The 23,145-nt window shown below is 62.4% G+C and carries 20 protein-coding genes and 1 tRNA gene; 10 read left to right on the forward strand and 11 right to left on the reverse strand.

From position 1 onward, the window contains the following. Positions 1-116: 116 nt before the first annotated feature. Together LPJGGPFB_RS05600 and LPJGGPFB_RS05605 are read right to left on the reverse strand one after the other, a co-directional pair. The gene (locus LPJGGPFB_RS05600; protein WP_173419099.1) at positions 117-2,204 is read right to left on the reverse strand and encodes a DUF6538 domain-containing protein; all 2,088 of its coding nucleotides are present in this window, start codon (positions 2,202-2,204) and stop codon (positions 117-119) included. A gap of 154 nt (positions 2,205-2,358) precedes the next feature. After that, a tRNA-Gln gene (locus LPJGGPFB_RS05605) sits at positions 2,359-2,432 on the reverse strand. A 328-nt stretch (positions 2,433-2,760) separates the two neighbouring features. Here LPJGGPFB_RS05605 and LPJGGPFB_RS05610 point away from each other — a divergent pair. The 3 genes from LPJGGPFB_RS05610 (at position 2,761) to LPJGGPFB_RS05620 (ending at position 5,545) form a co-directional block, all read left to right on the forward strand. Next, the gene (locus LPJGGPFB_RS05610; RefSeq protein ID WP_173419100.1) at positions 2,761-4,308 is read left to right on the forward strand and encodes a Ppx/GppA phosphatase family protein; all 1,548 of its coding nucleotides are present in this window, start codon (positions 2,761-2,763) and stop codon (positions 4,306-4,308) included. Between the two features lie 112 nt (positions 4,309-4,420). Further along, on the forward strand, positions 4,421-5,158 hold the full coding sequence (locus LPJGGPFB_RS05615) for an RlmE family RNA methyltransferase (protein ID WP_173419101.1): 738 nt from the start codon (positions 4,421-4,423) through the stop codon (positions 5,156-5,158). A 3-nt stretch (positions 5,159-5,161) separates the two neighbouring features. Continuing rightward, a complete protein-coding gene (locus tag LPJGGPFB_RS05620) occupies positions 5,162-5,545 on the forward strand; it encodes a VOC family protein (protein ID WP_173419102.1) in 384 nt (127 codons plus the stop codon). A gap of 24 nt (positions 5,546-5,569) precedes the next feature. Here the strand turns inward: LPJGGPFB_RS05620 and LPJGGPFB_RS05625 are convergent, their stop codons facing one another. Then, positions 5,570-6,979, reverse strand: a complete 1,410-nt coding sequence (locus tag LPJGGPFB_RS05625) for a DHA2 family efflux MFS transporter permease subunit (RefSeq protein WP_173419103.1) — start codon at positions 6,977-6,979, stop codon at positions 5,570-5,572. Between the two features lie 180 nt (positions 6,980-7,159). Here LPJGGPFB_RS05625 and LPJGGPFB_RS05630 point away from each other — a divergent pair, with 180 nt between their 5' ends. The 5 genes from LPJGGPFB_RS05630 (at position 7,160) to LPJGGPFB_RS05650 (ending at position 12,632) form a co-directional block, all read left to right on the forward strand. Then, the gene (locus LPJGGPFB_RS05630; RefSeq protein ID WP_173419104.1) at positions 7,160-8,152 is read left to right on the forward strand and encodes an MBL fold metallo-hydrolase; all 993 of its coding nucleotides are present in this window, start codon (positions 7,160-7,162) and stop codon (positions 8,150-8,152) included. A 193-nt stretch (positions 8,153-8,345) separates the two neighbouring features. Continuing rightward, positions 8,346-9,848, forward strand: a complete 1,503-nt coding sequence (guaB, locus tag LPJGGPFB_RS05635) for an IMP dehydrogenase (RefSeq protein ID WP_173419105.1) — start codon at positions 8,346-8,348, stop codon at positions 9,846-9,848. A gap of 106 nt (positions 9,849-9,954) precedes the next feature. Then, positions 9,955-10,371, forward strand: a complete 417-nt coding sequence (locus tag LPJGGPFB_RS05640) for an MAPEG family protein (protein WP_173419106.1) — start codon at positions 9,955-9,957, stop codon at positions 10,369-10,371. Positions 10,372-10,587: 216 nt separating this feature from the next. Further along, the gene (gene adhP, locus LPJGGPFB_RS05645; RefSeq protein WP_077504248.1) at positions 10,588-11,616 is read left to right on the forward strand and encodes an alcohol dehydrogenase AdhP; all 1,029 of its coding nucleotides are present in this window, start codon (positions 10,588-10,590) and stop codon (positions 11,614-11,616) included. A gap of 140 nt (positions 11,617-11,756) precedes the next feature. After that, entirely contained in the window at positions 11,757-12,632 is an 876-nt protein-coding gene (locus LPJGGPFB_RS05650) for a dienelactone hydrolase family protein (protein WP_173419107.1), read from the forward strand. Between the two features lie 131 nt (positions 12,633-12,763). On the opposite strand, the gene LPJGGPFB_RS05655 is transcribed toward LPJGGPFB_RS05650, so the two are convergent. Next, positions 12,764-13,714: a LysR substrate-binding domain-containing protein gene (locus tag LPJGGPFB_RS05655; protein WP_025426032.1), complete on the reverse strand. Its 951-nt coding sequence runs from the start codon at positions 13,712-13,714 to the stop codon at positions 12,764-12,766. Between the two features lie 208 nt (positions 13,715-13,922). Between LPJGGPFB_RS05655 and LPJGGPFB_RS05660 the strand changes: the two genes are divergently transcribed. Then, positions 13,923-14,219, forward strand: coding sequence for a YjiS-like domain-containing protein (locus LPJGGPFB_RS05660; RefSeq protein ID WP_173419108.1), 297 nt, complete (start codon positions 13,923-13,925; stop codon positions 14,217-14,219). Between the two features lie 243 nt (positions 14,220-14,462). Here LPJGGPFB_RS05660 and LPJGGPFB_RS05665 read toward each other — a convergent pair whose 3' ends face one another. From LPJGGPFB_RS05665 to LPJGGPFB_RS05690, 6 genes are all read right to left on the reverse strand, one after another. Continuing rightward, positions 14,463-15,293 (reverse strand): DUF937 domain-containing protein, encoded by an 831-nt coding sequence (locus tag LPJGGPFB_RS05665; protein ID WP_173419109.1) that lies wholly within the window; start codon positions 15,291-15,293, stop codon positions 14,463-14,465. 92 nt (positions 15,294-15,385) lie between these two features. Then, positions 15,386-16,759, reverse strand: coding sequence for a glutamate--cysteine ligase (locus tag LPJGGPFB_RS05670; protein WP_173419110.1), 1,374 nt, complete (start codon positions 16,757-16,759; stop codon positions 15,386-15,388). Positions 16,760-16,904: 145 nt separating this feature from the next. Further along, the gene (locus tag LPJGGPFB_RS05675) at positions 16,905-17,642 is read right to left on the reverse strand and encodes a 16S rRNA (uracil(1498)-N(3))-methyltransferase (protein WP_173419111.1); all 738 of its coding nucleotides are present in this window, start codon (positions 17,640-17,642) and stop codon (positions 16,905-16,907) included. A 10-nt stretch (positions 17,643-17,652) separates the two neighbouring features. Next, positions 17,653-19,158: an inorganic phosphate transporter gene (locus LPJGGPFB_RS05680; RefSeq protein ID WP_173419112.1), complete on the reverse strand. Its 1,506-nt coding sequence runs from the start codon at positions 19,156-19,158 to the stop codon at positions 17,653-17,655. A 114-nt stretch (positions 19,159-19,272) separates the two neighbouring features. Beyond that, complete coding sequence (locus LPJGGPFB_RS05685) at positions 19,273-19,779, reverse strand: NUDIX hydrolase (protein WP_173419113.1); 507 nt, start codon at positions 19,777-19,779, stop codon at positions 19,273-19,275. A gap of 204 nt (positions 19,780-19,983) precedes the next feature. Then, positions 19,984-20,772, reverse strand: a complete 789-nt coding sequence (locus LPJGGPFB_RS05690) for a FadR/GntR family transcriptional regulator (RefSeq protein ID WP_327795805.1) — start codon at positions 20,770-20,772, stop codon at positions 19,984-19,986. A 184-nt stretch (positions 20,773-20,956) separates the two neighbouring features. On the opposite strand from LPJGGPFB_RS05690, the gene LPJGGPFB_RS05695 reads away from it, so the two are divergent. After that, on the forward strand, positions 20,957-22,231 hold the full coding sequence (locus LPJGGPFB_RS05695) for a DUF3422 family protein (protein ID WP_173419115.1): 1,275 nt from the start codon (positions 20,957-20,959) through the stop codon (positions 22,229-22,231). A 3-nt stretch (positions 22,232-22,234) separates the two neighbouring features. On the opposite strand, the gene LPJGGPFB_RS05700 is transcribed toward LPJGGPFB_RS05695, so the two are convergent. Beyond that, positions 22,235-23,131, reverse strand: a complete 897-nt coding sequence (locus tag LPJGGPFB_RS05700) for a LysR family transcriptional regulator (protein WP_173419116.1) — start codon at positions 23,129-23,131, stop codon at positions 22,235-22,237. Positions 23,132-23,145: the final 14 nt, after the last annotated feature.

The following is a 23,145-nucleotide window of genomic DNA, read 5'->3' on the forward strand; positions in this document are numbered from 1 at the left end:
GATGGGATTTGTTCTTCAGTTCGTTTAGCTCCGTCGGCCACACGATCCCGAAGGTGTTGGAAGGCAGCCTCGTTTCACAGTAGACCGGGGCGGAAATCATTTCCGCCCCGGTCTACTCACTTCTTGCGCTCGCGCGCCCACGGAGGTGGTTGATTGTTTTCGATCCACGGGAGGAGTTGCAACGGTTTCGGCTCGATGGCGGAGGTAATGATCGGATAGTGCTTCAAGGCGCTCCGCATCAACGGAAGGCCTGCTGGATTGGTGTAGCGCGTGTTTGTTTCGCTGCCCTCGCTCAACCGTCCCGAGATGTCATCAATGACGTCTGGCGAGACGCCTGCCTGCTTCAGTGTGTCCGCCATCCCATGCCGGAAAGCATGAAGCGCTCGTTTCCACATGTTTTCGCCAAGTGCTTCCTGCATCGCGGGCGTAAAGACGTCGTAGAAACGATCCCCCGGATCGTTGTCGGTCTTGTCCGAGAACAGATCTGGAAACAGTGCATCATAACCAAGCTTCTTGATCGCGTGATAGTAGTCGATGAAGCCCAAACGAACGAGTTCGTCGGGAAGGGGCAGCCATCTTTCCGACTGCACATTTTTCAGCCGACGAAGATCGTTGGTGCGAATGATGATTACGTATCCGTGCTCATCCCGCGCAATGTCCCTGACAGAGAGACCTGCAAACTCTTTTCGTCGAGCTCCGAGATAGGTGAACAACATGGGCAGGTAGTAGAGGGCGTCGTGGAAAACTTCACTGCCCGGCTCGTATCTCTTCCCCCGCAGATGGCCTTGCGCACCCGTATAGATCGGGCTGGCAAAAATCGGGGTAACGTCCTGCGGCTTCGGCTTGTATTGCTTGCCTCGGATTTCACCGGCTTTCGGCTTCCGGGGCCGGAGACCCTCGAATGTCCATTGCTCGATTTCGAACCCGTGGCCTTTCAGGTGCTTCAGGAAGTGTTGCAGGTTCCCGAAGTGTTTGCGAATTGTAGTCGAGGCCAGCCCCACCTTCGCCTTGGTGCCGGTAGCATCCGCTGCCTGGTACAGTTTCTCGCCCTCCGCGCGCAGCTCCGGCGCCGACATGCTTCTCATCCGGGCGCTTTTGCCCCAGTTGGTCGGAATGTCGTTGAAATGCTGTCGCAGCAGGCCGATGTGGTATTGCTCGATCTGCCCGGAATGCTCGACTCCATGTTCATGGAGCACCGATTTGAACATCCGTACCAGCGCCATTGCATCTCGCGCTGTTGCCGGCTCCCAATCTTCGCCCATGTTCTTGATGAGCTTTTCACACTCCTCCTCAAACTCCGATACGGCAACGACCCGTTGTTCAGCTTCCCGAGGTTTGGGTGACGCCTTCGCGGCGTTTGCGAGGCCCGGCGATAAGTCGAGGTGGGCGAATGCCGCCACCTCCGGAACATCCGGCGCGGGCGTTGCCGGTGTGCTCTCTACGGCCAGCTTCAGGGAAGCGGGGGGTGCTGGTTCGACCCTTGCAGGCTTGGCCTCGGTCAAGGATTTGTTGCCTGCGTCACCACCTGTGAATTCACTGAGGCGTCTATCGACGAGCTCGTGACGTTCATCGATGTCGAAAAATGCTTGTGCGCGGGCTTCGCAAAACTTCGTCATGGCCCGCTCCCGATTTATCGGGGTGTCAGGAATGTCGAAAGAGACCATTACGCTTCGGACCGCTTCCTGTACGGCGTGGCTTCGTACCGTATTCAATCCGTCGATATGATTTGCCCGGATTGCATCCACGTGGGAGATCGGCACGCCGCTTCTCAGCAGGTAACTCAGCCCGCTGCAGTCTCCTGCCAGGGTGAGGTCCTTGGCTGCGCCGAACTTGGCCAGAAGGCTGTAGGCCCAGCCTGCCTCCAGATCGAGTTCCATCTCGTGGACGTCACCCGCCCGACCTTTCCGCTTGGCCAGCAGACTGATGTCGTCAAGGTCCCTGAGCATGGCGTCGCGCGTATGCTCAAAAAACTTCTGAAGCTGTTCCCTGTCAGCCATGATTTCCTTCGGTTTCAATTTCATCTCGGCAAGCCGCATGTTGAGTTGCCGCGCGATCATCTGTGCTTTCTTATGATCGGAAACCTGAAGACTGAGTGAAAGCCGGCTCCCTGGGGTGCATTGGATGAAGGAGATTGGAACACGCGCGCGCCAGTAGAAGATGTTTCCGCGGCGAATGAGGTTCTCGACGTCGTGGCGGACCGCCATGAAAACTGCCCTTGCTCGCCACCGATGATGGCACGCAACTTTTCGCGTGGGCATCACCTGTGGGCATCAGTTATGGGCATCAGGTCGCCAATGATGCCAAAACGATATCCGGCACGACTGGAAAATCAAGGAATTAAGGGCTTTTTGGGAGAATTGGCTGGGGAACCTGGATTCGAACCAGGACTAACGGAGTCAGAGTCCGTGGGTCTACCGTTAACCTATTCCCCAAAGCCGCCGTCGGGGCGAAGCCCGTCGGTGTGGTTGGCGGGCTTATAAACAAATCAGCGGCCGATGCAAATACCTTTTGCAAAAAAATCGTGCATGAAGCGAAGATCGTCTCGCGGTGGTGAAGGGAACGGGACGGCTTGGCGCTGAACTTGCCTTGTTTGCGAGGGGATAGGCCGGACCGGCCGCTCGTCCGAATTGTTGTGCACAAGCCGTTTCTCAAAAAAAGTTTGGCGAATGGGGGCGGCGCTGGTACAGTCGCCCCAACGAAAAATCGAGAAAGCGCCTTGAGCGGCTGATAAAGCTTTGCGCGGCGCGATGGTTGAGACAAGTGAAAGACCCCGATCACGGCGAAAAGCCGTCCGAATCCGGGGCGTCGGCAGCAGGCCGTAGCGATGGACACAAGATGGTTCCGCGCAACGGCAAGGGCAAGCGGAAACGGCGCAAGTCGTCTGCTTCGCCGTCTGCAATTGCCAGCCAACCCGGCGGTGCCGGCATGGCAGGGCGTCCCGCAGGACCAGACGATGCGGAACCGGCGCGCAAGCGCAAACGGCGTCGTCGTTCGAAATCCGCAAAACAGCAGGCTCAGGCTGCACCCGCATCTGCGGGTAGCCGCGATGTGCAGCTTGTCGACCCGGCCATGGGCGACAGGAAAGGGCACAAGCGCAACAAGAAGGCGCGGCATCGTCGTGGCATTCAGGGGCGGCCACTCACCTCGGGCGAGCGGCAGCAGGCGCAGTCGCGCCCCAATGACGGGGCGGCCGTATCCAGGCCCGCGGCGCCTCAGCCTGGCGGACAAGCGCCGTCGCGTTCCGACCAGCCTCGCGCACCCTTCGTTGCCGCCAGCGAGCCGCCGGCGCCGCTTTATGCGGCACTGGATCTCGGCACCAACAATTGCCGTCTGCTGATTGCGCAGCCGACCCGTCCCGGCCAGTTCCGGGTGGTCGACGCCTTCTCGCGCATCGTCAGGCTGGGTGAGGGATTGGGCGCCAGCGGCCGGTTGTCCGACGACGCGATGGACCGCGCCGTCGAGGCGCTGAAGGTCTGCGCCACCAAGCTGGGCGGGCGTCTCATTCGGCGCAGCCGGTTGATCGCAACCGAAGCAGCGCGTGCGGCAGCAAACGGCGAAAGCTTCCTTGAGCGCGTTGCCAAGGAAACGGGGCTCGAGTTGGAGATCATCAACCGCGAGACGGAGGCGCGGCTTGCAGTGTCCGGCTGCTCGTCGCTGGTTGATCGCGAGACGCGCTCCGTCGTTCTCTTCGATATCGGCGGCGGATCTTCGGAGATCGCGGTCATCCGCATCGGCGACAACAGATCCAACCGTCTCGCCAACCACATCACCCACTGGACCTCGCTGCCGGTCGGCGTCGTGACCCTTTCCGAGCGCCACGGCGGCCAGCATGTGACGCCTGCAAGCTTCGAAGCCATGGTGCAGGAAGTCGAGGGCATGCTGTCGCGTTTCGACAGCCCGCCGGTCGAGGCGCTGGCAACGGGCATTGCCGGCAGCGGCTTCCACCTGATCGGCACCTCGGGCACGGTGACGACGCTTGCCGGCGTTCACCTGGATCTGCCGCGCTATGACCGTCGTCGCGTCGACGGGCTCTGGCTGTCCGACGACGAGGTCTCCGCCATGCAGGCGCGGCTTCTGTCCTGGGATTTTGATGCGCGGGCGGCAAACCCCTGCATAGGCCCCGATCGCGCCGATCTGGTGCTAGCCGGTTGCGCGATCCTCGAAGCAATCCGCCGCCGCTGGCCCTCGACGCGCATGCGCGTTGCCGATCGCGGGCTGCGGGAAGGCTTGCTCACCGACATGATGGCCGACGATGGCGCCTGGCGTCGCTCGCGGCCGCGCAGGCATCAGCGCAGCTCGACCACATAATTCCTTCAATCGGAAATCGATTTAGGCAATTGTGCGATAACATCTGCAGATACGGCAGGCCCGGCGCGTCCGAAGCGATGCGCGGCCGTCGCCGCCACGAAGGAAAAAACATATGACGAAACCTCCTGTTGGCGGCAACCGCAGCGGCCGAAAGCTTGGCCAGAAGGTCAAGAAGGGCAAGCTCAAGGCGTCGTCCCGTCGCTGGATCGAGCGCCACATCAACGATCCCTATGTCCAGCGCGCCCAGCTCGAAGGCTACCGGGCCCGCGCCGCCTTCAAGCTTCTGGAGATCGACGAGAAGCACAAGATCCTCAATGGCGCCCGCCGCATCATCGACTTGGGGGCCGCCCCCGGCAGCTGGTCGCAGATCGCCGCCAAGGTGACCAATTCGACGGATGGCGACCCGCGTGTTGCAGCGATCGACTTCCTGGAGATGGATCCGCTGCCTGGCGTGCGCATCCTGCAGATGGATTTCCTTGACCCTCAGGCGCCTGAAAAGCTGATGGAAGCGATCGGCGGCACGCCGGACCTGGTCATCTCCGACATGGCGGCGCCGACGACGGGGCACCGCCAGACGGACCATTTCCGCACCATGCATCTCTGCGAAGTCGCGGCGCATTTCGCCGTCGACGTTCTCGCCGAAGGTGGGCATTTCCTGGCAAAAACCTTCCAGGGAGGCACCGAGCGCGACCTGCTCAACATGCTCAAGCAGAACTTCCGCCAGGTCATTCACATCAAGCCGGCGTCTTCGCGCGCCGAATCGGTGGAGATGTTCCTGCTTGCCAAGGGCTTCAAGGGACGCCGTGCGACCGACGCGGATGAGCCCGCAGAAGACGAGGCGGCGGACTGAGCCATGCTGCTTTACGTGACGGTCGGCACCAACGATCTCGACGGCGCGGGCGCGTTTTACGACCCGGTTCTGGCGACGTTGGGGTACCGCCGTCAGCGGCAGGACGAGACCGAAATCGGCTATGGCGCCGACGGCGACATCAGGTGCCGGTTCTGGGTGGTGACGCCGTTCAATGGTAAGCCGGCAACCTTTGGCAACGGGGCGACGATCGCGCTCGTGGCCGAAACGCGCGCGGCGGTCGACGCCTTCCACGCGGCAGCCCTTGCCCAAGGTGGCATCGACGAGGGAGCGCCGGGCCTGCGTCCATTCCACGCCCATTTCTACGGCGCCTGGGTCCGCGATCTCGACGGCAACAAGCTGTCGGCGGTCTGCGAGCGGCCCGAATAGCCCTTAGGCCAACCCGCCCCGATATTATTTTCCTGCCGACGTTTCGATCTCGCGCACGGGCAGCCTGTGTCCGGAGACCGAGGCGCCGGCATTCTTCGCCATCGTCAGGAAAGGTATTGCTGCCAGAAGGTTGGCGATCGCAATGATCATGAACGCTGTGTGGAAGTTGTCGAGCTGCAGCGGGCCGCCGCTGAGCGACGTCTCGATTTCAAGAATCGCGCCGGCAACGGCAACCCCAAGCGCCAGACTGATCTGTTGCAGGACGGCGCTCATCGACGTTGCCTTGCTGGCGTCGGCGTCGTCGATATCGGCAAAGGACAGCGCATTGACGCTGGTGAAGAAGAACGAGCGGGCAAAACCGGCGATCAGGAGGATCGTGATCATCACAAGATAGGGCGTTGCCGGTGTGAAGAAGCCGTTGGCGAAGGTGGTGACTGCAGCAATGATGGCCGCGATGATCAGCGTCGTGCGGAAGCCGGCAAAGGCGAGCACCCGGCGCGCGTAGAACTTGGTGGTGATCGCACCGACCGCGCCGATGAAGGTGATCATGCCGGACTGGAACGGGTTGAGGCCGAAGCCGACCTGCAACATCAGCGGCATCAGGAAGGGCACGGCGCCGACGGAGATGCGGAACACCGTGCCGCCGATCTGGGCGGCGCGAAAGGCGCTGTCCTGAAACAGCTTGAGATCAAGGATCGGGTGCGGATGGCGCCTGGCATGGGCGATGTAGAGCAGGGTGGCGATCACGCCCGTGATCACCGAACCGATGCCGATGATCGGCGGCAGTGCCGGCAGGCTGATGACCGACAGGCCGAAGACGACGCCGGATGCGGCGATGCCGCCGAGCAGGAAGCCGACAATGTCGACCGGCGGCGGATTGCGTGGTTCCATGTGGGGCAGGTAGATGCCGGAGAGGATATAGCCGGCGATGCCGACGGGCACGTTGATCAGGAAGATCCAGTGCCAGGAGAAGTAGGTGGTGATGAAGCCGCCGAGCGGCGGGCCGGCAAGCGGCCCGACCAGCGCCGGGATCGTCAGGAGCGCCATCGCCGAGACGAGCTCGCTGCGCGGCGCGCTGCGCACCAGCACCAGGCGGGCGACCGGCGTCATCATCGCGCCGCCCATGCCCTGCAGGAACCGCGACAGAACGAAGGCGAGCAGGCTGTTGGAGACGGCGCAGAGGATCGAGCCGGCGATGAAGACAAGGATCGCCGCGCGAAAGATCTTCTTGGCGCCGAAGCGATCGGCCATCCAACCGCTCAAGGGAATGAAGATCGCCAGCGACACCATGTAGGCGGTCAGCGCCAGCTTGAGAGTGATCGGCCCGACGCCGATGTCGCGGGCAATGGCCGGCAGCGACGTGGAAATGACGGTGGAATCCATCTGCTCCATGAAGAGCGCGACGGCAAGGATCATCGGGACGATACGGTTCATGCGAATGTGCCTTGGGGGTGGGCGGCGTCAGCTTGGGCTCCAAGCTAGCGCTTCCGATGGCTTTGTCGGGACCAAACCGACGATTGCAGATCAAAAGCCTGTGATCCCGCCTGTCCATTGCTGTCAAGACGCTACTTCTCGCCCGGTGATAGCAAGAGGCAGTGATCGCGGGAGAAAATGATGACGAGCGACATGACGATGAAGCGCCGCACCTTGATGACGGCGGGAACAATGGGTGTATTGGCGGCACCCTCATTCATGACCGGGTTTGCCACGGCCCAGGAAAAGACGGACAGTCAGAACATGCAACCAGCCCATCCGCCCATCCGGGCGCTCAAACTCGGCGCTTTCAAGGTCGTGGTCATCTGCGATGGCACACGCACCTCTGCCAAACCGCACGAGACCTATGGCACGAACCAGTCGGAACAGGCGGTATCCGAGCTGCTAGCGCTGAACTTTCTCCCGACCGACAAGCTGGTCAACAGCTATTCACCAGTCCTTGTCGATACCGGGACAGAGGTGATCCTGTTCGACACCGGCTTGGGCGAAGCCGGGCGCGAAGCGGGATCCGGCCGTCTCATCGATGGTATCCGTGCTGCCGGCTACACGCCCGAGGGCGTCTCCGTCGTCGTCCTCACCCATATGCACGGCGATCATATCGGCGGCCTGATGGAAGGCGGAAAGCCGGCCTTTGCCAATGCCCGCTATGTCATCGGTGAAGCGGAATTTGCCTTCTGGAAGGATCCGGCCCGGGTCGGCACGCCGGCAGAAGGTGGCCACAAGGGCGTGCTGGAAAAAGTGGTGCCGCTCGCCGAAAAGGCGACGTTCATCGGCGACGGGGCGCAGGTCGCTCCGGGCATTTCGGCGATCGCCGCCTTCGGTCATTCGCCCGGCCATATGGTTTTTCGTCTGGAATCGGACGGTAAGGCGATGATGCTGACAGCCGATACCGCCAACCACTATGTCCTGTCTCTGCAGCGACCGGACTGGGAGGTCCGTTTCGACATGGACAAGGCGGCAGCTGCCGCCTCGCGCCGCAAGGTTTTCGGCATGATCGCGAGCGAAAGGTTGCCTTTCATTGGCTATCACATGCCATTCCCCGCCGTCGGCTTCGTGGAAGCGCAGGACCAGGGTTATCGGTTCGTGCCGGCAAGCTATCAGCTCGATATCTGAGCATTTGACAGCCAAAATGTTGCTCCGCAACAACAATAGGGGGAGCCCGGGACATTTCCCGGGCTTTGCTATTTTCATCCTGACATATCCGTGTTACGAGCCCTCGCCAACTTCCAAGACAAGCTTTGAAGTCACCCGGTGGGCAAATCGCAGCCCGTTTCCCGGGGATTTTCGTTATTGAAGGGAATTGGCCATGGCGCGTATCATCGAAACGGCAACCGGTCTGGAGGCTCTGACCTTCGACGACGTTCTGCTCCAGCCCGGGCATTCCGAAGTCATGCCGGGACAGACGAATATCTCGACCCGCATCGCGCAGGATATCGACCTCAACCTCCCGATCCTTTCCTCGGCCATGGACACCGTGACCGAAGGCCGCCTGGCGATCGCCATGGCGCAGGCCGGCGGCATCGGCGTCATCCACCGCAACCTGACACCGGTCGAACAGGCCGAAGAGGTTCGTCAGGTCAAGAAGTTCGAAAGCGGCATGGTGGTCAACCCGGTGACGATCGGGCCCGATGGCACGCTGGCAGATGCGCTCGGCCTGATGAAGATCCATGGCATTTCCGGCATTCCGGTCGTCGAGAACGGCGGCAACGGTGGCCAGAAGCAGGGCCGCCTCGTCGGTATCCTCACCAACCGCGACGTTCGCTTCGCGTCTGATCCGAACCAGAAGATCTACGAGTTGATGACGCGTGAAAACCTGATCACCGTCAAGGAAAGCGTCGACCAGCAGGAAGCCAAGCGCCTCTTGCACATGCACCGCATCGAGAAGCTGCTGGTCGTCGACGGCGATGGCCGCTGCGTCGGCCTCATCACCGTCAAGGACATCGAAAAGTCGCAGCTGAACCCGAATGCCTCCAAGGATGCGCAGGGTCGTCTTCGCGCCGCCGCCGCCATCTCCGTCGGCGATGATGGCTTCGAGCGCGCCGAACGTCTGATCGATGCCGGCGTCGACCTCATCGTCGTCGATACCGCCCACGGCCATTCGCAGCGCGTTCTCGACGCGGTCACCCGCGTCAAGACGCTGTCGAACTCGGTTCGCATCATGGCCGGCAACGTCGCCACCGCTGATGGCACCAAGGCGTTGATCGACGCCGGTGCTGACGCCGTTAAGGTCGGCATCGGCCCGGGCTCGATCTGCACCACGCGCATTGTCGCCGGTGTCGGCGTCCCGCAGCTGGCCGCGATCATGGCAGCCGTCGAAGCCGCTCAGGCCTCGGACATTCCGGTAATTGCCGATGGCGGCATCAAGTTCTCCGGCGACCTCGCCAAGGCGATCGCTGCCGGCGCTTCGGCCGTCATGGTCGGCTCGCTGCTCGCCGGTACTGACGAAAGCCCGGGCGAAGTGTTCCTCTACCAGGGCCGCTCGTTCAAGGCCTATCGCGGCATGGGCTCTGTCGGTGCAATGGCGCGCGGCTCGGCCGACCGCTACTTCCAGGCTGAAGTTCGCGACACGCTGAAGCTTGTGCCCGAAGGCATCGAAGGCCAGGTTCCGTACAAGGGCCCGGTCTCCGGCGTTCTGCACCAGCTCGCCGGCGGCCTGAAGGCCTCGATGGGCTACGTCGGCGGCGCGACGATCAAGGATTATCAGGAGCGCGCCACCTTCGTGCGCATCTCCGGTGCCGGCCTGCGCGAAAGCCACGCCCATGACGTCACCATCACGCGCGAAAGCCCGAACTATCCGGGTTCGCACTAAGCATCTTCTCGGGGGCGCTTCCGGCGCCCCCGTTCCTTCCTGATACGAGGCGCCGCCCGGCGCCCCTGTCTTTCCTGAGTGGATTGTTTCGAGTGGAGTAAGAGCGATGACGGGCTTCGAGATCTTCTGGCCGATGGTGGCGCATGTGCTGCTCGTTTTCGTCCTCTACGCCCTCCTGTCGTTCCGTCGCGTCGGCCTGGTGCGGGCGGGCAAGGTGCAGGTCTCGCAGTTTCGTGAGAACCGGGACGAGCCGGGCGAGAGCCTGGTCGTTCGCAACAGCATCGCCAACCAGTTCGAACTGCCGGTGTTGTTCCACGTCTGCTGCGTGCTCCTCTACATCACCGAGGCGGATAACATCGTCTCGCTGGTCCTCGCCTGGCTGTTCATTGCCTCGCGGTATCTGCATGCCTTCGTTCACGTGACCAGCAACCGCATCCGCTACCGTCGACCACTGTTTATGGCGGGCGTTGCGACGCTCGGAGGCATGTGGATCTGGCTTTCCGTCTGGATGGCGAACAGCTGACCGCTGCCTATGCCTTAGGGCCTGCGGTGTTATCGAGCGCGTGCCGATCAGGGGTTTCTGACGCAAATCTGCGACACTTTCCAAGGTGATCTTCGCGCCTTGATGCGTATCAATTGCTCGTCACTACTTTGCGGATAGTCTGGCTGTTGTTAGCGTAGCTCCGTCGTCGGCGCCCTCGTGCCCATCGACGTCGAACAGACAGCATCGGAGATCGAGATGACCGCAACGATGAAAGCCGCCGTGGTGCGCGAATTCCGCAAGCCGCTCGTGATCGAGGAAATGCCGATACCGGAGCCGGGCCCCGGCCAGGTGCTGATCAAGTTTCAGGCGACCGGCGTCTGCCACACCGACCTGCATGCGGTGAACGGCGACTGGCCGGTCAAACCCAACCCGCCGTTCATCCCGGGCCACGAAGGCGTCGGTTATGTCGCTAAGCTCGGTGCCGGCGTCAAGCGGCTGAAGGAAGGCGACCGTGTCGGCGTGCCGTGGCTGCACACCGCCTGCGGCGGCTGCACGCCGTGCCGGACCGGCTGGGAAACGCTGTGCGGCAGCCAGCAGAACACCGGCTACTCCGTCAACGGCACCTTTGCCGAGTATGGTCTCGCCGATCCTGATTACGTCGGACGCCTGCCGGACAAGCTCGAATTCGGCCCGGCAGCCCCCATCCTGTGTGCCGGCGTCACGGTCTACAAAGGCTTGAAAGAAACCGAGGTACGCCCCGGCGAATGGGCCCTGATCTCCGGCATCGGTGGCCTCGGCCACATGGCGGTTCAATATGCCAAGGCCATGGGCATGCATGTCGCCGCCGTCGATATCTTCCCCGACAAGCTGGCGCTGGCGAGAAAGCTTGGCGCCGATCTCGTCGTCGATGCCCGCGACAAGGACGCCGTCGAGCAGGTTCAGAAGGCGACCGGAGGGGTGCATGGCGCCCTGGTGACGGCGGTGGCCCCGAAGGCGATGGAGCAGGCCTTCAACATGCTGCGCTCCAAGGGAACGATGGCGCTGGTCGGCCTGCCGCCGGGCCAGATGTGCGTGCCGATCTTCGATACGGTGCTGAAGCGCATCACCATCCGCGGCTCTATTGTCGGCACCCGGCAGGATCTCGAGGAATCGCTAGAATTTGCCGGCGAGGGCAAGGTCGCCTCCCATTTCACCTGGGACAAGATCGAGAACATCAACGCCATCTTCCAGCGCATGGAGGAAGGCAAGATCGACGGCCGCATCGTGCTGGATCTCAACAGCTGAGCCTTAAGTAGCCAAGCGCGACCATGGCCGCGCATGCGCGGTAACGCAAGTTTGTATATCCGGAGCCGCCCGCTGACCTATTCTGTCGCGGGCGGTATTCCGTTGGGCTGCCGCAGAGGAAGAAACCGAAGGAGGCCGTCATGAACAAACCTGTCATCACGCAGGCAATGATCGACGCTTACGACGAATATACACACCTCAGTCTTGATCGCCGCCGGTTCATGGAAACGCTGACGGGGCTTGCCGGCTCGGCCGCGGCCGCCGCCACCATCGCGCCACTTCTTGCCGCCAGCAGCGCCAAGGCCGAGATTATCGCCGATACTGACAATCGCATCGTCGGCGAGGACATTTCCTATCCCGGTGCCGATGGCGAGATGAAGGGCTATCTGGTCCGTCCGGCCAACGTGACGGGCAAGCTGCCCGCCGTCATCGTCATCCACGAGAACCGCGGGCTCAATCCGCATATTCGCGATGTCGCCCGCCGGATGGCACTTGAAGGTTTCATCGCGCTCGCACCTGATTTCCTGTCGCCATCGGGCGGCACGCCTGTTGACGAAGACAAGGCACGCGAGATGATCGGCGCCCTCGATGCCGGCGAAACCAACGCGGATGCCGTGGCAACCGTCGCGTTTCTCGAACAGCACGCGCAGTCGACCGGCAAGGTCGGCGCCATCGGCTTCTGCTGGGGCGGCGGGCTGGTCAATCGGCTTGCGGTCAATTCACCGGATCTCAAGGCTGGCGTCGCCTACTACGGTGCCCAGGCCAAGGCCGAGGACGTGCCGAAGATCAAGGCAGCGCTTCTGCTGCATTACGCGGGCCTCGACGAGCGCATCAATGCGGGTATCGACGCCTATCGCAAGGCCCTGACGGACAATGGCAAGGACGCGACGATCTATGTCTATGACGGCGTCAACCATGCCTTCAACAACGATACGTCGGCCGCCCGCTACGACAAGGCTGCAGCCGACCTTGCCTGGAGCCGCACCGTGGAGTTCCTGAAGGCGAAGCTCGCCTGAGCGGCGCGATCGAGCAATCGGTTCGGGCCGACCGGGCAGGGATGATAATCCTCCTGCCGCCCGGACTCCGCGTTGCAACAAAAAGGCCTCGCGCCCTTGGATGCGCGGCATTGTCGTGTGCGCCGAAGTGCCTACCAGCCCGGAAGCATATGGCTCTGCCGCAGGCGCGGATAGCGCGGAAAGCCCTTGATGTCGCCATCGATGTCATCGTTGACGGTGATCGGCGTGATGTTGTCGAGGCAGGCGGTGATGTGGTTGGTGATCGCGTTCGACAGCGACGGCGAAAGGCCCGGGCGCTTCATGATGCCGATCTGTACCGGCGCAAGCGCCGGAAAGCCATCAGCGAGCGTCAGCACCTTCATGCCTGGACGGAGGGCCGATTCCGGCAGGACCGAAACCGCCATGCCGGCGAGCACGGCCGCGGCGACCACGGTCGACGACCAGCTGGTAAACAGGATCTGGTATTCCTTGCCGGTCGCGTCGAGTGCCGCACAGGCCGCCTGCCGCCACTGGCAGTCGCGTCGCCCGACCGCAAGCGGGATCGGCGCGTTTTCCGGTAGCGGATGGTTGATCGAGCTCACCCAACAGAGCGGTTCGGTGCGCACCACGTCAGACGCGCGGGCGCGCGGATTGTGCGTGACCAGCGCGATGTCGAGATCGCCCTTGGCCATCTTTTCCGCAAGGTCCACCGACGGTTCGCAGATGATGTAGAGCTCGACGTTCGGATGGGTTTTGGCAAACCGCACGATGATCTCGGGCATGTAGCGGTCGGCATAGTCATCCGGCGTGCCGATGCGCAGCGTGCCTTCCAGGCGATTGTCGTCGAAGGAGGCCATCGCCTCGTTGTTGAGGCGGATCATCCGGCGGGCGAAATTGAGCAGCCGGTCGCCCTCCACGGTCAGCCGGTTGCCGCGGCCGTCCTTCATGAACAACGGTTTGCCGATGCGCTCCTCCAGGCGCCGCATCTGCATGGATACGGCCGACTGTGTCTTGAAAACCCGGTCGGCGGCCTTGGTGAAGCTGCCCGTGTCGGCGATCGCGACAAAGGTTTGCAGCTGATCAATGTCAAGCGGTGCGGACATGGCCGTGATACATCCATAAGATTGTTTGATGAATATCATTAAAAACATTCGTTGGACTGATCAATAAGGATTTGCGATCTATCAGGGGCAAATTTCATTGATCCCGGCCGGCAGCAAGTGCTGGTTCACCCCAAGTTCCCTGGCCCACCCCTGCGCATGACCTCGCGCAGGGGACGGGTTTCTTCGTGCCTGAAAAAGGAGTCCCGTCATGCGCACGACCGACCACGTCCTCGATCTCGACCTCGTTGCAGGAAAGCAGTCCCATGCTTCCCGCGCCGCTGGCGTTGTCGGCGTGATGACGGCTGCATGGCGCATGTTCAGGAGCCGATGCGAAATCGCGCGTCTGAATGAACTGGATGACCGTCATCTGCTCGATATGGGGTTACGACGCGAAGATGTCCGCGAGGCGATCACCTCGCCCTTCTTCGACAATCCCGCCAGCTATCTGACGCGCGCTTCGCGAAACCGCGTGAGCCTCTTCTACAAGGGGATCCGTCACGACTGATTTCCCCATGGCGCATCCCGCCGCTTGAGATGCGCCAATCGAGCATGATCCGCGCAAGCTGCCGCCAACGCGGATCATGCTCCGAGTTTCGAAAGTTTCGGTGCTGCCGCTTCTATCGCGCGCCAAACGTTCCCCGCAGGGTAGAGCCAATAGACCCTGCCGCTTGGCCCGGTACATGAACCAAGACATGTACCGGGCCTTTTTCTTATCCGCGCAGTTTGAATGTGTGGGGAGTGCCTGGGCTTAGGCCTTGTTGCCGTTGCCCGACTTGTAGCTGTCGAACAGCGCCTCGATGTTCTTCTGATATTCCTTCTGCATCTCCAGTCCGCTGTCGAACATGCTGTTCATCATCTGCGAGAACTGGGCGGCGGCAGGGTTCTCCGCAGCCGGCTTGGCTGTCGCGCCTGCCCCTGGTGGCTGCATCATGTCCTGGAATGCCTTCAGGAAGGGATTATCGGCAAAGAAGTCGGGCGCCTTGGCAGCCTCTTCCTTCTTGCCGGCGCCGAAGAAGCCCTGCATTGCCTGGGTAAAGGGATTGTCGAAGGGGTTGGCCTGCGGCTCCGGCTTCCTGGCAAGACCGGACGCCTCCATCCACTGTTGCATCATCGTCGCCATCGGGTTGTTGGCAAAGGCAGCATTCGCCCCGGCAAACTGGCCGGTTGCCTGCTTGAACAGACCGCCCATCAGCGTATCGGCCATGGCTGGCAGCATCTGCTTGTAGATCTCCTGGCTGATGCCGGTGACCTGGGCCGCCTGGGCTGCGATCGCGCGCGACATTTCCTTGGAGCCGAAGAGCTGCCCGAGAATGCCGTTGCCGTCGGCCATGCCTTGCGGCGTGAACGCCTGGCTGACGTCCTCGAAATATTTGGCATAGTTGCCGCTGGACATGGCCGTCAGCAGCGCGCCGAAATCGTAAGGGTTGGTCGTGTTGCGCTTGAAGGCGGCGGAAAAGGCCGGCAGCAGTGCAGCCGTGGCCTTGGCCATCTGCTCCTGGGCAAGCCCGAATTGCCGGGCCATCAGCTCCGTGGCCTGTCCGTTCTGTGCCTGCGTGAACATGTCAAAAAGCGGTGCCATCCCCGGTTCCCTTCGGCCAAACGACGTATGTCGTTGCACTATAACGGGAAATGTGACGTGGGAAACCGCTTTTTGATCCCAGACTTACGGTCTCAGTACTGGTACTCGGCAAAGACCGGATCGACCGAGCCGTTCCAGCGGCCGTTGTAGAGCGACAGCAGATCCTCGGCGAGCGTCGCCTTCTTGGCGAGCACTTCGTCAAGCGGTGCCAGGAACTGGCTTTCGTCGATGCCGTCGCCGTTCAGCCGGTTGCGCCGCTTCAGGCCTCCACGCGAGATGAATACCGCTTCACGGGCGATATCGTAGAGGTTGCCGGTCCGGAATTTGGTGTTGAGTGCCTGGGCGGGGACCGCATCACGCAGGGTCCCGACCTCCTCGAAGGTCCAGTCGCGCGTCAGTTCTTCTGCGGCGGAGAGTGCTTCGCCGTCGTAGAGCAGGCCGACCCAGAAGGCCGGCAACGCGCAGATCCGGCGCCAGGGGCCGCCATCGGCGCCGCGCATTTCCAGGAAGCGCTTGAGGCGGACATCCGGGAAGAGCGTCGAGAGATGGTTGGTCCAATCGCCCATGTTCGGCTGCCAGTCGGCAATCTCGCCCTTGAGCGCCCCGTTCATGAACTGACGGAAGGTGACATGGGTGCAGTCGTGATAGTGACCGTCACGAACGACGAAATACATCGGCACGTCGAGCGCCCACTCGACATAGTCGATGAACCCGAAGTCTGGTCTGAAGGCTGCCGGCAGCAGGCCGGAGCGCTGGTTGTCGGTGTCGCGCCAGATGTCGCCGCGCCAGGACAGAAGCCCGTTCGGCTTGCCGTCGGTGAAGGGCGAGCTTGCAAACAAGGCGGTCGCCAGCGGCTGCAGCTTCAGCGACACCTGCATCTTGCGGCGCATGTCCTCTTCCGAGGAGAAGTCGAGGTTCACCTGGATCGTGCAGGTGCGGTACATCATGTCCAGACCCTGGGTACCGACCTTGGGCATGTAGCGGCTCATGATGCCGTAGCGCGATTTCGGCATCTGCGGCGTTTCGTCAAGCGTCCATTTCGGGCTGCCGCCGATACCGAGGAAGCGAATGCCGAGCGGCTCGGCCACTTCACGCAGGACGGCCAGATGCTGGTTCGATTCCTTGCAGGTCTGGTGCAGGTTTTCGAGCGGCGCACCGGAAAGTTCGAACTGGCCGCCCGGCTCCAGCGAGATCGCGCCATTGCCCGAATGTTCGGCGAGGCCGATGATGTTGCCCTCGTCGACGATCGGTTCCCAGCCGCTCTTTGCAGCCATGCCGTCGAGCAGCGCCTGGATGCTGGCATCGCCGAAATAGGGCACAGGGCTGTTGTCCGCCTTAAAGAAGGCGAATTTTTCATGCTCCGTTCCGATCCGGAACCGTTCCTCCGGTTTCGAGCCCGCCGCGAGGTAAGCGGTCAGGTCAGCGACAGAGGTTACCGGCGTCTGGTCGGTGGTATCTCGGGCCATGAGCGTCTTCTTTTGCTTGAGCGGTTCCGCCGCAAGGCGGAAGTGGATGGTGGCTGCTTGAACCGTAATCAGGTGCGGTGCAAGTCAATTTCTTTCAAGATCTATTCAAAAAAAGTATGTGCCGTGCTTGCTTGCAGGCGACCGGTCAATGCCAATCACCGACCGTTGCCTGTATGACGGCCATCGCCGCAACCGCTGCGGTATCGGCCCTGAGAATGCGGGGCCCGAGTGGGATGGCGGTGACGAAATCGAGGCTGCGCAGCAGGGTTCGCTCGCTGTCGGAAAAGCCGCCTTCAGGCCCGATCAGCAATGCCAGCTTCCTCTCCTTGATGCCGGTGAGGATCGGCAGTGGGTTCTGGCTGTCGCTGCCTTCGTCGCAGAAAATGATGCGACGATCCGCAGGCCACCCCTGCAGCAGGTCTTCAAGCCGCCGCGGCTCTTCCACGGTGGGAATGCCGAGCACGCCGCATTGTTCTGCGGCTTCGACGACATTGGCGCGTACCCGATCGAGATTGCCGATCTTGCCCTGGACATGTTGCGTCATCACCGGCTGCAACACGCCGGCGCCCATTTCCACCGCCTTCTGCACGAGATAGTCGAGGCGGCCGACCTTGAGCGGCGCGAAGAGATAGACGAGATCGCAAGGGGCCGGCTGCGGCCGGGTCTGCTCGACGGCGGTCAGGATCAGGCGTTTCTTGGAGGCAAGCGAAAGCTCGGCCCGCCACTCGCCGTCACGGCCGTTGAAGACGAGAATGGAGGCGCCGTCCTCGTAGCGCAGCACGTTGATCAGATAATTGAACTGTTCCTTGGTCGCCTCCTGTGTCGAGCCGGCCAGAAGCGGGTACTCAACGAAAAGACGCTGCATGCGAAAATTGGCGCGCATGGGAATACCTTCACATGAAAATGGCGGAAAGAACGAGATAGACGACGGCCGAAAGGGCGGCAGAGGCGGGAACGGTAATCACCCAGGCGGCAATGATCGTCAGGAAATGCGAGCGACGGACCAGGCGGCGACGGCGGACCTCGGCAAAGTTGGTTTCGGTCTGCTCCATGAAGTCTGCGTGTCCGGTCTTCTGGCGGACATATTCGAGCCGCCGTTTCGAGTGGCGGGTATACCATTCGCGGAAGAAGCCGACGCCGAAGACTGCCCCGACCGCCGTGTGGGTCGAGCTGATCGGCAAACCCAAGGCAGACGCGAGCAACACGGTGACCGCGGTTGCGAGCGCAACGCAGAAGGCGCGCATCGGGTTGAGGCGGGTAATTTCCTGGCCGACGACGCGGATCAGGCGCGGGCCGTAGAGCAGCAGGCCGATGGAAATGCCGATGGCGCCGATCGCCAGTTCCCAAAGCGGCGTCGGCGATGTCTGCGTGGTGATGACGCCATCAAGCGCGGAGACGATCGCTGCGAGCGGGCCGATGGCGTTGGAGACGTCGTTGGCGCCATGAGCGAAGGAGAGCAGCGCGGCCGACAGGATCAGCGGCGCACGAAACAGCTTGCGCAGCGACTGGTTGCGATTGTCCAGCCCCTCCGATTGGCGGCGGATCCAGGGCTTGCTGAGGAAGTAGGTGGCTATGCCGACGGCAACACCGAGGCCGAAGCCTGATGTCAACGAGATTGCGGCAACCTGAACCAGCGCGATCACGGCGAGATAGGTGGTGAAACTCCCGGCCGTCACGCCCAGAAGCACCGGCATCCAGCGTCGGGCCGATGCGATCTTGTCCTCGCGGTAGATGATGAATTCCTTGAGAAAGGCAAGGAAGGCGGCGGCAATGACGCCGCCGAGGATGGGAGAAATCGACCAGCTCGCGGTAATGCCGGCCAGCGGCCACCATTGCACGCTGGACACGCCGGCAGCGGCGATGCCTGCGCCGACGATGCCGCCGATGATGGAATGTGTGGTCGATACCGGCGCGCCGGAATAGGTGGCGATGTTGATCCAGACGGCCGATGAGGCGAGTGCCGCCATCATCACCCAGACGATCGTCTCAGGGCCGAGAATATGCTCGCCGTAAATAATACCCGCCTCGACGGTCAGGGTTACCTGCCGGCCGGCCAGCATGGCGCCGGCGATTTCGAAGACGGCGGCGATCGTCAGTGCCGTCACCATCGACATTGCCTTGGCGCCGACCGCCGCGCCGACGTTGTTGGTCACGTCGTTGGCGCCGATGTTCATGGCCATGTAGCCGGCGATCGCTGCTGCGGCGATGATGATCGGCGCGGTTGCCGAGTTCGTCACGAAGCTTGCGGCAAAGGCCATGCTGAGCAGCAGGAACAGGAAAGCGAGGCCAGGTGCGGCCAGACCACGCATCACTTGCTGCGACGCCTCCTCGGCAAGGCTGAACTTGTCGAGGTCCTTGTCGAGCGTCTGCTTTTCAAGGCGCATGCGCGGCTTTGCCAATGGTGATCTCCTTTGTCACAGTGGCCACTACTGCCACTGTGGGACGCATTCAAGCGGAATTGATGTTGGTCTGCAAAGCTGTGCAAAAGGCAGCGGCAAGATCGCCCGCTGGGGCTAGCCGCTGACGACCTTCGGGGCGGGCGAGGGCGGCGTCGCCATTCGGCTGCCAAAGGCCAGGATGAGATCCTTCAGCGTCGGCTCGGCGACGCGGCTAGCGGCTTCCTGGTAGGCGACCCATTCCAGTTTCCGCGTGCCTTCCTCGGGGAAGTGCTTGCAGAGGTCGTCGACCTCCAGGGCATGCACCTGGACCTTGACCGAGATCTTCAGGCCGTGATCCATGCGCTTCTTGTAGAGGTAGTGGCCGGCTGCAGCCTTCTGCACCCGACCCTTCACGCCAGCCTCTTCGTAGGCTTCACGTTCGGCCACTTCATGGGCGCGCTTGCCTCGCATCGGCCAGCCCTTGGGAATGACCCAGCGGCCGGTATCGCGGCTGGTGATCAGCAGAATCTCGAGCGCCTTGGACTTCTTGCGAACCCGGTAACAGAGCGCCGCATATTGCATGCGCGCCGGTCGACGCAGCATAAGCTGCACATCGGATGCGAGCCGGTTCAGGAAGTTCAAGGTCGTTTGCTCTCCTCTTAGCGAATCAGTGTTCCCTGGGTTTACCGGCCAGTATGCCAGCGCAGCGTTGCGTGTAAATGTCGCGCCGCATCGGCTGCCGGATATGCGGCCAGCATCGCTGCAAACTGTGGTCCCTATGCGACAGAATATGGTGCTTCCGCGCCGGCCTTGCCAGCAGGGCGGCAACCGGGCGCTGGCCAGGCTTCAGCTCGCCTGGTCGCGTTGCTGCAGCCGCAGCCTTGCAATGCGTGCCCATTCGCCGGTGCGCTCCGCCTCGCGGGTGGAAGCGGCGACGAAATCGATATGGCTTTGGGCGGCGGCCTTGGCGGCTTTCGGGTCGCCTGCCATGATCGCGTCGTAGATCGCTTCGTGCTGCGAAAGCAGCCGGTCGCGCGCGCCGGGTGCATCGAAGACCGAATTGCGGTGAAAGAAGATCCCCTGCGTCAACAGCCGATAGCAGGCGCGCAGCGTGTGCATCAGGATGATGTTGTGGGCGCTTTCGCCAATTGCCTGATGCAGCTCGACGTCTGAGGCCAGTTCGTCGTTGAAATCGCCATCGCGATGGGCGGTTCGCATGCGCTCGATGATGCGCGTGAGGATGTCGCGATCGAAATCCGTGGCGCGGGTCGCTGCCAGTTCCGCAGTCAGGCCTTCCAGTTCGCGGCGATATTCCAGATAGTCCTGCGTCGCCTTGTGGTGGCGGCCGATCAGCTCGATCAGCGGCTTGGAAAAGACTTCGCCGACGACATCGGCAATGAAGGTGCCGCCGCCGTGGCGGCTCTCGACCAGTCCACGCGTCTCCAGTTCCTTCAATGCTTCGCGCAGAATCGGCCGCGATACGTCGAAGCGCTTCGACAGTTCCCGTTCGCCTGGCAGCCGGTCGCCGTCGCGCAGGATGCCTTCGAGGATGAGAAGCTCGATCTGCTGGACCACCTCGTCCGCAGTGCGGCTGTGGCTGATGCGGGCATAGAGGTCGATCTGGTCTTCGGTCACGCTTGGGTCTCCCATGCGCCGCAATCTAGGCATCGGCAGTCAACTGGTCAATTTCCTTGTCCACTTCGCGGCCCTCACTCGCTGCGTCTGACAAAAGTCAAACTGCGGCAATGCGTCCTTTTGCTTTTGCTCATTCGGTTGATAAGAAAGTGATGATGAACGCGTGAGGGGGACAAAGCGCTTCATGGCTAAGGGAAGTTTTGCATTTCCGGTTGCGCCGATGCGAGCGCAGGCACTGGGCGAGGTCCATTCGCGGCCTTATGCCCTGGTGGCGACGCCGCGCGTGATCTTTCAGCTCGCCTTTATGACCGAGGGCGGCTCGATCGTCGATCATGCGGTTCTGTCGGAACTGTCGCGTTCGCGCGGTATCGCCCCGCCCGGACGCGATGCCAACCACCACGCCATGGCCTGGGGGCAGGGAACGCTGCGCTGGGAGCGGCATACGGAATTTTCCACCTATTTCTGGGACGGCCCGGCGCCGGACCGGTTTGGCGGCGAGGTGGCGATCCACCCGTTCGGCGATGGCTTTTCGCCCCCCGGTTCGCTCATCTCGGGCATTCGCCTCGAGATCCGCGCGGATTCGCCGGAGACCCGCGAAGCGATCAAGGCCTTCGACCCGACCAGCCTCTGTTACAGCGAGACGAAAAACGGCCAGGCGATCCTCGTCACCGATTTTCGCCAGAACGGCGACGGCCTGACACAGATCCTGGTGATCGACCGCGGCATGACCGAGGCCGGCACCGGCGCGCTGATCCAGCGTCTGCTCGATATCGAAACCTATCGCACGCTGGCGATGGTCGGCCTGCCGCTGGCGCAGTCGCTGTCACCGGAAATCCGCCGCACCGAAGACGGCCTGACGGCGATCACCCAGCGCATGAAGGAGAACGTCCGCGAAGAGGCGGACGACATGCTCGCGGAGATCACGAGGCTTGCAGCCGATCTGGAAGCAGGGGCGGCCCTCAGCCTCTATCGCTTTGGCGCAAGCCGTGCCTATTACGGCATCGTCCAGGAACGCATCCGGACGTTGGCCGAGACGGCCGTTCCCGGTTACGAGACCATCGGCACCTTTCTAGAACGCCGGCTGGCGCCGGCCATGCGCACCTGCCAGTCGGTCGAAGAGCGCCAGGCGAACCTGTCGCGCAAGCTCGCCCGCGCCACAGCCCTTTTGCGCAGCTGGGTCGATGTCGAACTGGAACGGCAGAACAGCGCGCTCTTGAACTCGATGGATCGTCGGGCAAAGTTGCAGCTGCGGCTGCAGCAGACCGTCGAGGGCCTGTCGGTCGCCGCCATTTCCTATTATGTCGTCGGGCTGTTCGGCTATCTCGCCAAGGCAGTCAGCCACGAGTTGCCGATCGATCCCGGCCTTTTGACCGGTCTTGCGGTGCCCTTCGCGGTGGCTGGCGTCTGGCTCATCGTTCGCCGTATCCGCCACCATCACGGCGACGGTGAGCACAAGTAGCGCCTACTGCTCCCAGTAGGGAACGGGCCCGTAGAGCGTGGCGAGATAATCGATGAACAGGCGCACCTTGGCCGGCAGGAACTGCCGGCTCGGGTAAACCGCCGACAGCGTCAGGTTCTTCGAACCTTCCCATTGCGGCAGCACCTGCACCAACTGGCCGCTGCGCAGCTCCGGGCCGATATCCCAGGTCGAGCGTAGCGCGATGCCGGCACCGGCGATCACCGCCGCGCGTACGATCTCCGACGAGTTGGTCACAAGCGGTCCTTCGGGATGCCAGACCAGCGAGCCTTCGGGGCCTTCGAGCTTCCAGTTGTCGTTGTTGTGGGCGGGCAGGCAGAAATGTCGGGCGAGTTCGCCGATCTCGGTCGGCGCGCCGTTGCGGGCAATGTAATCGGGCGAGGCGCAGAGCAGCCGGCGGACCGGCGCGAGCTTGCGCGCCACCAGGCTCGAATCGGTCAGTTCGCCGATGCGCACCGCCATGTCGAAGCCGTCGGCGACGATATCGGTGAAGTCGTCGGTCAGCACGATATGCAGCTTGAGGTCCAGATGGTCCTTCATGAAGCCGGTCAGATGTGGCGCGATATGCATGCGTCCGAAGGATGTGGGCGCCGAAATGCGAAGCACGCCCTGTGCCTGCGAAGAACGCCCCGAGGCATAGGCTTCCGCCTCCTCGATGCCCGTCAGGATACCAAGCACCCGGTCGTAGAAGCCCTGTCCCGCCTCGGTCAGCGAGATTTGCCGGGTGGTGCGCTGCAGGAGCCGCGTGCCCAGCCGATCTTCCAGCCGCTTGATGCGTTTGGAGATGACCGCCGGCGAAAAGCCGAGTGTCCGTCCGGCCGCCGACATGCTGCCTGTGGAAACGACGCGTGCAAAAATCTCAAGATCGCCTAAATTCGTCATCAATCGTTGCCATT

The organism is Ensifer adhaerens (genome assembly GCF_013283195.1).
Taxonomy (GTDB): domain Bacteria; phylum Pseudomonadota; class Alphaproteobacteria; order Rhizobiales; family Rhizobiaceae; genus Ensifer; species Ensifer adhaerens_G.